Origin of the sequence: Streptomyces sp. NPDC060000, assembly GCF_042737375.1 — a bacterium.
Taxonomy (GTDB): Bacteria; Actinomycetota; Actinomycetes; order Streptomycetales; family Streptomycetaceae; genus Streptomyces.
The window spans coordinates 1-9,848 of sequence record NZ_JBHWUU010000145.1; the positions used below are offsets into that span (position 1 = coordinate 1).

Genomic DNA, 9,848 nt, shown 5'->3' on the forward strand with positions numbered 1-9,848 from the left:
GCCCCGACACCAACGACGCCGGAATCCCCACCCGCACCGAATCACCGGCGAACGACTGCTCAGCCGAACGCGAACGGTCACCAGGCACATCGAGGATCGGGGCGCCCTCAAGCTCCGTTCGCCAGAAGGAAAGTTGCTCGGCGAGCCGCTCGCCCGACAGCGACTCGCGCTGCCACACCGCGAAGTCGGCGTACTGAACGGCGAGTGGCGGCAGGACCGGCGGGCGTCCGGCGACGCGGGCGGCGTAGTTCTCGGCCAGTTCACCGACGAGCACGCCGAGTGACCAGCCGTCCACCACGATGTGGTGCACGCACAGCACGAGGACGGCCTCGGGTCCGGCGCCGGAGTCCGCGCGCCTGAGCAGCCGGGCCCGCACCAGGGGACCGCGGGCGAGGTCGAAGGGCCGGGAGACCTCCTCGCGCACCCGCCGCCAGAGCGTGTCCTCGTCCTCACCGGCCGGTGCGTCAGTGACCGGCAGCGGCACGCCGCCGCCCGGCAGCACGATCTGCTGGATCTGCCCGTCCCGGCCTTCACGGAACACGGTGCGCAGCGCCTCGTGCCGGGCCACCAGCGCACCGAGCGAGCCCTGGAGGGCCGTCACGTCGACGGCTCCGCGCAGCCGTAGGACGATGGGCAGTACGTAGGCGGTGGAGTCGGGTTCCAGGGCGTGGAGGTACCACAGGCGCTCCTGCCCCGGCGAGGAGGGGAAGGCGTTCTCGGCGCCCGGAGTGCGGGACAGGACCGGGACGGCGGTCTTCCTGGTGGCCTTGCGGCGGGCGAGTTCGAGGGTGAGCCTGGCGCGCTGCCCGGGGGTGAGGCCGGCCAGGGCGTTGGCGAGCGGTGCTTCGGAGGTCATCTGCTGCTCCTGGGGCGTCAGGCGCCGGGTGTCATGAGGTCGAGGTCGCGGGTGAGCGCGTCGAGTACGGGCCCGGGGTGTTCGTGCAGGAAGAAGTGGCCGCCGGGGAAGACCCGCAGCAGGCGGTCGCCGCAGAGCTCCTCAGCCGCCCACGGCCACGCCTGCGCCTCGCCGACCAGGGGGTCGTCGCTGCCGAGGTAGACGCGAAGAGCGCACGGCAGGGGGTGTTCGCGACGGGCCCGGTGCCTGGCGAGGATCTCCAGGTCGGCGCGGAGCACCGGCAGGTAGAGCCGCAGGAACTCGGGATGTGCGCGCAGCTCGGCCGGCAGACTGCGCGACCGGTCGAGCAGCGCGAGCAGTTCCTCGTCCGGCGTCTCGGCGCCGGCCCCCCAGCGTGAGGGGGGCGGCGCTGTGGGCGCGGGCGAGCAGGCGGAGATCATGCCCCGCACCGGGTGACCGCGCCGGTGGCGCAGCGAGCGGGCCAGCTCCCAGCCGACGACGGCGCCCATGCTGTGTCCGAAGATCACCAGTGGGAGCTCGGGGAGAGGATCGAGGGCGGTCTCGATGCCGTCGATCACCTCCGCCATGCGGGTCACGGGCCGCTCGGTCATCCGTGTGCCGTGCCCGGGCAGCTCGACCGCGACCACCTCGGTGCCGGCGGGCAGCCCGGCGGCCCAGTGGCGGTAGAGGTGTGCGGCGCCGCCGGCGGGCGGCAGGCACAGCAGCCTGCGGCGGGCCGGCCCCGGCGTCCGCCAGGTCGTGAGCCACCCGGAGGCCGAGGTGTGACCGGCGTGTGGTCGTGTGTCCGGGCCGCCGGTGGACGGGAAACTGCTGGGCATGGTGACCGCTACTCCTCGAAGTGGCCGGGTGCGAGGCTGCGCAGCACGCAGAACTCGTTTCCCTCCGGGTCGGCGAGCACGGTCCAGCTCGCGCCTTCGGGGGCGCCGATGTCGATACGGCGGGCACCGAGTGCGAGGACGCGCTCCACCTCGGTGGGCTGGTCCGAGTCGATGGGGCAGATGTCCAGGTGAAGGCGGTTCTTGCGGACCTTCGCGGTGTGTCCGCGCCTGAGGACGATCTGCGGCGCGACGGCCGTGCGGCGCAGTTCGTCGAGCGGGGCGATCTCGGCGGGGCCGATCTCGACCAGGTCGCCCCCGCGGTCCTCGTGGACGGTGTAGTCGAGAACGGCGCACCAGAACGCGGCGAGCCCGCGCGGATCGAGGCAGTCGACGACCAGTTGTTCGAAGCGGCTGGTCATGCGGTGGCCTCCCCCGCCGTCGGGGCCGCGGCCGGCCGGATCCGGTGCTCGCGCAGCCGGTCGTAGTAGGGCTGCTGGACGGCATGGAGGCGGGCCAGACGGGGGTTGTTGGCGACCGTGTCGGCGTAGACGCCCGACCGGTCGTGGATGCCGGTGCTGGCCGCCGCGTCCCGGTGCCAGGCCTCGAAGACCTGCCACTCGCTGCGCTCGCCCGCCTGCCAGTTCAGCGCGTCGGGCAGATACGGCAGGCCGGTCGACGAGCTGTACGCGGCCGCGATGCCGGCCGGGTCGGCCACCAGGTCGTCGGCGTCGACCACGACGGGGACGGTACCGACGGTCTCGCGCACCAGCTCGAAGATCTCCCAGCAGTGTCCGAACCCGACCTGGTCGGCGCTGAGTTCGGGGTTGCGGGCGTAGTGCGACGCGATGGCCTCGGCCGGGTCGCGGACGATGAAGGTGTGCTGGATCGCGGTGGTCAGCCGGGGGTCGGAGAGCAGCCCGGCGTAGCGGCAGTCGGTGGTGTCCTTGAAGTAGACCGGTCGGCGGCCGGTGCGGGCCAGCTCCAGGATGGCGTCGAGCAGCGCCGTCTCGCTGTTGTGGACCCGGCCGCCGATCTCGTAGGAGCCCTTGCTCGCGAGGACGTTGAAGGGTTCGTGAAGGACCGTCAGGTCACCGCGTTCGATCATCATGCGTTCGAAGGCCGTGGAGCGGCAGCGCGGCGGACTCCACATGGCGATCACGGCGGGGCCGGAGGGACCGGTCCGAGGGCTGTTCATGAGGTTCCTTCCGTTGTCGGGGAATTCGGCCGGCGGGGCATGCCGTCGGCGGGGGAATTCCGGTCACTCGATTCACTCGATGAGAGTGCGGGGAGACTGAGCGCCCAGGCGGCGCCGAGCACCGCGGCGGCCAGGTAGAAGGGCGCGCGCAGTCCCGCCAGGGAGGCGGTGGCACCGCCGGCCAGCGCGCCGAGCGGCGACATGCCGACGGCGACGAGGCGGTAGGAGCTGCCGACCCGGCCGAGAAGTTCGCCGGGGACCAGCACCTGTCGCAGCGAGGTGGTGACGACGGTGATCACGGCCAGGGCCATGCCGACGACACTGAGCACCGCCGCGGCGGGCAGTGGCTGCGAGGTGGAGCCCGCGACGGCGAAGGCGACCGGCGCGAGGCCGCAGCACAGCAGCAGGGCGCGCGTCCGGCCCAGGCTCCGGGTCAGGACGGGGGTGACGAGGACACCGAAGACGCCGCCGACCGCGATGACGGACATGAGCAGCCCGTAGCCGACGCTGTCGACGCCGAGCACCTCGTAGGCGTACAGCACGGCGACCGAGACGACCGCGCTCAGCGCGAAGTTGAAGGCGCCGACCAGCGCGCACACCGCGCGCAGCAGCCGGTGCCGCCACAGCCAGCGGATGCCCTCGCCGGCGTCCGCGAGCAGCGAGGTGGCGGCGGCGCGGGCCGCCGGGCGCGGCACGGCGCCCGCGAGGCGTGCCAGGAGCAGCGCCGACAGCACGAAGGTGAGGGCGTCGAGGGCGTACGGCAAGGACGTGCCGGAGACCAGGAGCAGTGCGGCCAGCGGGGGCCCGGCGAGTTCCACGCAGAGCATCGCCCCGCCCTGCAGCAGGCTGTTCGCCTTGTCGAGGGCCGGTGCGGCGACCAGGCGCGGCAGGACGGCGAGTGCCGCGCTGTCCCGCAGGGTCTCCACTACGCCCATGACCAGGGCGAACACCAGAAGCAGCGCGATGTGGCCGTGGCCGGTGGCCAGGGCGAGAGTGAAGAGCCCGGCGATCGACGCGCGGGACGCGTCGGACCAGAACATGACCCGCTGCTGGTCGTGCCGGTCGACGAACGCACCGGCGAAGGTCCCCGCGATCACCCAGGGAAGCTGCCCGGCGAACGTCACCAGGGACAGCAGCATCGGGTCGCGGGTGAACAGGGCGGCGGTCAACGGCAGCGCGGCCAGCCGCAGTCCGTCTCCCCAGGAGGCGACGAAGGTGGCGGTCCACAGCTTCCAGAAGGGGCCGCGAAGCCGCTTGTCGTCCTCGTTCACGGTCCGTGCGAGCACATCGGCCCCGTCGATCCCTTCGACTCCGACGGCCCCGTCGATTCCTTCCGCCTCGTCGACCCCTTCGACCCCGTCGGTCCCGTCGGACCCGTCCGACCCGTCGACCCCGTCGAACCTGTCGACCCCGTCGGTCCCTTGGACCCCATAGGGCCCTTTGACCCCGTCGGTCCTTTCACCCGCTGCGGCCCGATCGGCTTCCGGCGCGGAGGTCATGGGGTGAACCTCCCGCCGGGCACGGACGGCTGGGTGAGGGGCTCGGCCCGGCCCACCATCGCCGCCACCTCGGCCCGCGAGCAGACACCGAGTTTCTTGAAGATCCGCGCGAGGTACGTCTCGACGGTCTTCGGGCTCAGTTCCAGGGTGTGGGCGATCCGCTGGTTGGTGTGGCCCTGGCTCACCAGGACGGATATCTCCCTTTCCCGGCCGCTGAGTTCGGGCAGCAGTTGCTTCGGCGCCGACTCGTCGGCGGTCGGCGTGACGATGCCGTGCAGCAGATCGGCCTCGTCCCGCAGCTGCCGCGTGAGCTCCAGCATCGGAGTGCTGCCGGTGGCACCCGCGGTCTCCTCGGCCTCCGTCGCGCAGGCCAGCGCCGTGGAGAAGTAACCGAGTCGCAGCCGCACATGGCCGAGGCCGACGAGCAGCCGGGCCTTCAGATGGATCTGTCCGAAGCGCCGGGCGAGGTCGGTGGCGCGCTCCAGATGCCGCTCGGCCTCGCGCAGACGGCCGACGAAGAGTTCCGCGCCGGCCAGCCACAGCATCGCCTCCCCGTGCTCGGCCAGCGACTCGTCCGAGCGCGAGTCGATCAGCGCGGCGGCCCGCTCGGCATGTCCGGCGGCAGCCGCGGACCGGCCGAACTGCGCCTCGGTGGCGGCGAGCGCCGCCAGTGCCGACAGGCGCAGCGGATGTCCGTCGCGGGCGGCGAGCCCGGTCAGCGCGGCCCGGTCGGCGCTGGTCCACTGGCCGCCGGCCTCCAGGACGAGCGCGGTCATGGCCAGCCGCAGCCGGCAGCATCCCGTGCCCGCAACGGGCGCTCCGGCATCCAGGACCGGCAGGTCGGCCCGGTCGTGCCTGCCGTAGCGTCGCTCGCATTCGGCGGTGTCGCAGTCGGCGGTCCGGCCGGCCGACTCGTTGCGGAGCAGTTCGCGGGCGGCGCCGTACCGGCCGAGCAGCCGGTGCACCTCGGCGTACCCCTCGACGACCTCGGCCCGCAGTGCGGCCGGCAACTCGGTGCCGGGGGTCAGCAGCCGCTGGAAGACGGCCGCGCTTTTTTCGAACTCGCCGTCGTAGAGCAGGGATCGGCCCAGGACGGTCTGCGCCCGCGCTCGCAGGACCGGGTCGGCGGTGACCACGGGGCGCAGCGCGTGCCGGGCCCAGCGCAGGGCCGCCGCGGGGTCGCGCAGCGCGGTGTCCTCGGCCGCGTCCACCAGGGCCCGTACATCGTCGTCGTCGGCCACCTGGACCGCGTACAGCAGCTGTTGGGCGCGCAGTTCAGCCGCTCCCTGGTGGGTGCGCAGGGCGGCGGCGGCCCGCGCGTGGGCGCCGGAGCGCCAGCCGCGGCCCGCCGAGTGGTAGGCCACGGCCCGCAGCACCGGGTCGCGGAAGCGGTAGTCGGGGCCCTCGCCGACCGGCCGCACCACGTCCTCGGCCAGCGCCTCGTCCAGCCCGGCGCCGGCCTCGGACTCGTCCAGCTGAGCCACCTCGGCGGCGATCCGGAACTCGAAGGTGTCGCCGAGCACGGCGGCGGCCCCGACCAGCGCCCGGCCCGAGCGGCCGAGCGGCCGGAAGTCGCCGAGTGCGGCCGACACCACCCTGGCGGGCGGCTCGGTGGGCACCGAGGGCACGTCGGAGGGGGTGGTGGGGCCCATCGTGGCGAGGGCGAGGAGCAGGCCCGGGTTACCGCCGCTGCGCTTGAGCAGGGAGCGCCGGGCACGCTCGTCGAGGCCGGCCGGCAGCAGCTCGGCCAGGTCGTCGTCGTCGCGCGGGCCCAGTTCGACGCGGTGCGAGAAGCCGCGGGCGGCAGCCTCGTCGAGCAGCGTCTGGATGCGGTGGTCGAGCTGGCGCGGCCGGTGCGCGACCGCGATCAGCACCGGTGCGGCGGGGGGCCGCTCCAGCAGATAGCCGAGCAGGTCCAGGGAGTCGGCGTCGGCCCGGTGCAGATCGTCCAGGACAAGCAACAGGGGCCTTCGGTCCGCGAGATGACCGATCAGACTGCGCACCGCACGGCATTCGCGGTACCGGTTCCCGTGCGGGGGCTCGTCGGGCGCGTGGTGGCTCATCGAGGGGAACAGCACCGCGAGCCGGTGCTGCTCGTCCTCGGTGAGACAGCCGTGCGGCCCGCCCGGGGTGTCGGTGACCAGGTCGTCCAGCGCGTCGAGGAACACCCCGAACGGCGCCGAGTCCTGGAGCCGCCCCGAACGGCTCCGGGCGACGGCCCATCCGCTGCCCGCGGCACGCCGCGTGAGGTCGTCCAGGCGGCGTGTTTTGCCGCTCCAGGCTTCTCCCACGATTTCGAGTCCCCGGGCGGATCCGCCCGGAGCCAGTAGCTCGTCGAGCAGTTGCTGCCAATGGGCCATCACAGTTCGCTTCCCCCTCCTTGGTCCGTTGGGCGAGTCGGCGGTCGCGGTCAGACCGCGGAGGTCCGGGTCTCGTCCATGGCACGGCGCAGGCTGAGCGGCCGCATGTCCGTCCAGTTCGTGTCGATCCAGGCAAGACATTCGTCCTTCGGACCGGTCACACCGGCCGCCCGCCATCCCTCGGGGATGTCCTGGTCGGTCGGCCAGATTGAATACTGCTCCTCGTCGTTGACGACGACCCAATAGGACTCAACGGCTGCGTTGATCATCGTTCACTCCGGTTTCGACTCTCGGCGAGAAATGCGATCCGGAGATGAAACTAGCGAGCCGCCACGGGACGAACCGCGAGGCCGGGGAGGACTTTGTCAGCTGACCAGGCGCTCCCGGAGGACTATGTCAACTCACCCGGAGACCTTGTCAGATGGACGCGACAAACGTCATTGACGCTCTCGATAATCCCGGAACAGTAAGGCGCTCTGAACCTCCCGCCCGAATTGCCGAACGTCCAAGACACGGAGAGATCGGTGCTTCACATGCCCAATTCCGGGGAAAGTCCCTCTTCTTCCGCGCACCCGGTACCACGCGCGGGCGCGAGCCCGACGGCCCGTCTCGTCGGTCTGGTCGTCCTCGTACTGTTCGTGGTGCTCACCGGCACGTCCGTCCTGACGCTCCGGCCACCGGACCCCCGGCCGGCCGACGCCCCGGCCGGTGAGTTCTCGGCCCGGAGGGCGCTCACCGACGCCGAGGTCATCGGCAAGGAGCCACGCCCGCTCGGCAGCCCCGGCGCGGCAGCCGCCCGTGAATACCTCACGCAGCGCCTCACCCGGCTCGGCGCCTCGGTCGAGTCCCGCCCGCAGCCGGTGGCACAGGACGCGGAGGGCACCGCCCTTGTCGCCCAGGTCACCAACATCCACGGCCGGTTCCCCGGCACCGCCGGCCCGCAGGCCGGGCACGTCGTACTGATGGCGCATTACGACTCCGTGCCGGCCGGCCCCGGCGCCTCCGACAACGGCGCCAACGTGGCGGCCGTCCTGGAGATCGTGCGCGCGCTGCGGGCGGACGGCGCAACGGCCCGCAACACGGTCGACGTCCTGTTCACGGACGGGGAGGAGCCCGGTCTGCTCGGCGCGCACGCCTTCGTGGCGGCCGGCTCCCTGGACCCGGAGAACACCGTCGTGCTGAACCTGGAGGCGCGCGGGGTGTCCGGGCCCTCCGTCATGTTCGAATCGGGGCCCCGCAACAGCGGCGTCCTGTCGGCGCTGAGCGAGGCGGACCGGCCCATCGCCACCTCGCTGGCCGACGAGGTCTACACCTACCTGCCCAACGACACCGACTTCAGCGAGTTCAAGAAGAAGGGCTTCACCGGCCTCAACTTCGCTTTCGTGGACGGCTCCGCGCTCTACCACACCCCGGGTGATTCCATCGACAACATCTCCCCCGACAGCCTCCAGCACCAGGGTGACAGCGTCCTGGCCGCCGCCCGCATGCTCAGCGGACAGGACCTCGCCGCGCTGGCCGACGGCTCCGACGACACCTACTTCACGGTCGACGCCTTCCTCGTGCGCTACCCCCGCGCCCTCGTCCTGCCGCTGGCCCTGCTCACCGTCGCCGGGTACGCGTTCACCGTCTGGTACGCGGGCCGACGCGGCATCGCGCGCGGCGGTGCCGGCCGGAGCGCCCTGACCTTCCCCCTCGCCCTGGCCGCGGCGGCCGTCGTCGGGTACGGCGGCTGGCAGGCGCTCTGTCTGTTCGAGCCCGGCTACGCCGACCTGTCGATGGGCGACAGCTACCGGCCGGGCTGGTTCCGGGCCGCCTTCCTGACGCTCACCGGCGCCGCCGCCGTCGGCTGGTACCTGCTGCTGCGCCGCAAGGTCTCCGCGCACCAGCTGGCCCTCGGTGTCTGGGGCTGGCTGACCGGCCTCGGCCTGCTCACCGCCGTCCTCGCGCCCGGCGCCTCCTACTTGTTCGTCTGGCCGGCCCTGCTCGGCTGTGTCGCCCTGCTGACCGCGTTGCGCCTGACCGGCGACGAACCGGCCGGCGTCGTCTGGCGCACCGTCGCGGTCACGGTCTCGGCCCTGGTCGCACTCCCCCTCCTGCTGCCGGTCATCGTGCTGGTCTTCCCGACCCTCGGCCTGTCGCTGGCCGTCGCGCCGTTGGTCCTCATGGCACTCCTGGTCAGTGTGTCCCTGCCGCTGCTCGCGCTGCTGCCGCGCCGTACCGCACCGGCGACCGCGTGGCTGGCTCTGGCGGCCGGTGTCGCGCTGGTCCTCACGGGCGTTCGGGTCGACACCTTCGACCCGTCGCATCCCCGCCACACCACTCTGGCGTACGCCTGGGACGCCGACCAGGGCACCGGGCACTGGCTGAGCGCCGACAACGCCCCGCCGAAGTGGACGAGTTCGCTGGCCGGGTCCGAACGAGCCGATCTACGGGCCGCGTTCCCCACTTTCCCGACCACGCTCGCCGACGGCCTCGCCACCCAGTCCCGCATCGCCACCGCCGCAGCGGGCAGCGGCCCGGCCGCGCCGTCGGTGCGGGTGAGCTCCGGCCGGCCGGATGCCGGAGGTGCCCGGACCGTGCACCTGCGGATCGCGCCTCAGCCGGACACCTCCTACGTCAGTGTCTTCGCCGACACCTCGTCACACGCGGTACGTGATGCCGAGGTGCTGGGCGCCACGGTCCGCGGTGGTGTCAACCGGCCCACGTCGGCCGGCCCGTGGAAGTGGGGCTTCGCGGTGTGGACGGTTCCCGCCGACGGGCTGGACATCGAGCTGCGCGTCACCGGCAAGGGTGAGATCCCACTGCGGATCACGGCCTACACACGCGGTCTTCCCAAGGGAGCGGGCGACTTGCCGGCCGGCCTGACCTGGGGCACCTGGGGGGCGAATCTGACGGACGTCACGGCGGTGGGGATGACGGTACGCGGCTGACGTCGGACGGATTTCGTCCAGTCCATATCGTTCACACAGGTGCTGGGCCGGGTTGCCCGCCCCGCACCACTGGGGTGGGGGGGGCACACCCGCGCCCGCGCCCGCGCCCGCGCCCGCGCCCGCGCCGGCGAAAACACGGCCAGCGGCCCCACCCAATCCTCCACGGCCG

At 72.8% G+C, this 9,848-nt stretch carries 8 protein-coding genes; 1 reads left to right on the forward strand and 7 read right to left on the reverse strand.

From position 1 onward, the window contains the following. From ACFWBB_RS41490 to ACFWBB_RS41520, 7 genes are all read right to left on the reverse strand, one after another. On the reverse strand, nucleotides 1–856 hold an 856-nt coding region (locus ACFWBB_RS41490; RefSeq protein WP_385284150.1), incomplete at its 3' end, for a condensation domain-containing protein. A gap of 17 nt (nucleotides 857–873) precedes the next feature. After that, a complete protein-coding gene (locus ACFWBB_RS41495) occupies nucleotides 874–1,695 on the reverse strand; it encodes a thioesterase II family protein (RefSeq protein WP_385284153.1) in 822 nt (273 codons plus the stop codon). Nucleotides 1,696–1,703: 8 nt separating this feature from the next. After that, nucleotides 1,704–2,114: a VOC family protein gene (locus ACFWBB_RS41500; protein WP_385284156.1), complete on the reverse strand. Its 411-nt coding sequence runs from the start codon at nucleotides 2,112–2,114 to the stop codon at nucleotides 1,704–1,706. After that, entirely contained in the window at nucleotides 2,111–2,890 is a 780-nt protein-coding gene (locus tag ACFWBB_RS41505) for a sulfotransferase family protein (protein ID WP_385284159.1), read from the reverse strand. The genes ACFWBB_RS41500 and ACFWBB_RS41505 overlap by 4 nt, the downstream gene beginning before the upstream one ends. Further along, nucleotides 2,887–4,389 carry an MFS transporter gene (locus ACFWBB_RS41510; protein ID WP_385284162.1) on the reverse strand — a complete coding sequence of 501 codons (1,503 nt, stop codon included), beginning with the start codon at nucleotides 4,387–4,389 and terminating at the stop codon, nucleotides 2,887–2,889. The genes ACFWBB_RS41505 and ACFWBB_RS41510 overlap by 4 nt, the downstream gene beginning before the upstream one ends. Continuing rightward, the gene (locus ACFWBB_RS41515) at nucleotides 4,386–6,749 is read right to left on the reverse strand and encodes an AAA family ATPase (protein WP_385284165.1); all 2,364 of its coding nucleotides are present in this window, start codon (nucleotides 6,747–6,749) and stop codon (nucleotides 4,386–4,388) included. The genes ACFWBB_RS41510 and ACFWBB_RS41515 overlap by 4 nt, the downstream gene beginning before the upstream one ends. Nucleotides 6,750–6,799: 50 nt before the next feature. Next, the gene (locus ACFWBB_RS41520) at nucleotides 6,800–7,018 is read right to left on the reverse strand and encodes an MbtH family protein (protein ID WP_385284168.1); all 219 of its coding nucleotides are present in this window, start codon (nucleotides 7,016–7,018) and stop codon (nucleotides 6,800–6,802) included. Between the two features lie 264 nt (nucleotides 7,019–7,282). On the opposite strand from ACFWBB_RS41520, the gene ACFWBB_RS41525 reads away from it, so the two are divergent. Continuing rightward, nucleotides 7,283–9,679: a M20/M25/M40 family metallo-hydrolase gene (locus tag ACFWBB_RS41525; protein ID WP_385284171.1), complete on the forward strand. Its 2,397-nt coding sequence runs from the start codon at nucleotides 7,283–7,285 to the stop codon at nucleotides 9,677–9,679. Nucleotides 9,680–9,848: the final 169 nt, after the last annotated feature.

Bases quoted from the DNA above. Each gene is read 5' to 3' on its own strand.
- ACFWBB_RS41495 (WP_385284153.1), bottom strand. From the start codon at position 1,695: ATGCCCAGCAGTTTCCCGTCCACCGGCGGCCCGGACACACGACCACAC.
- ACFWBB_RS41500 (WP_385284156.1), bottom strand. From the start codon at position 2,114: ATGACCAGCCGCTTCGAACAACTGGTCGTCGACTGCCTCGATCCGCGC.
- ACFWBB_RS41505 (WP_385284159.1), bottom strand. From the start codon at position 2,890: ATGAACAGCCCTCGGACCGGTCCCTCCGGCCCCGCCGTGATCGCCATG.
- ACFWBB_RS41510 (WP_385284162.1), bottom strand. From the start codon at position 4,389: ATGACCTCCGCGCCGGAAGCCGATCGGGCCGCAGCGGGTGAAAGGACC.
- ACFWBB_RS41515 (WP_385284165.1), bottom strand. From the start codon at position 6,749: ATGGCCCATTGGCAGCAACTGCTCGACGAGCTACTGGCTCCGGGCGGA.
- ACFWBB_RS41520 (WP_385284168.1), bottom strand. From the start codon at position 7,018: ATGATCAACGCAGCCGTTGAGTCCTATTGGGTCGTCGTCAACGACGAG.
- ACFWBB_RS41525 (WP_385284171.1), top strand. From the start codon at position 7,283: ATGCCCAATTCCGGGGAAAGTCCCTCTTCTTCCGCGCACCCGGTACCA.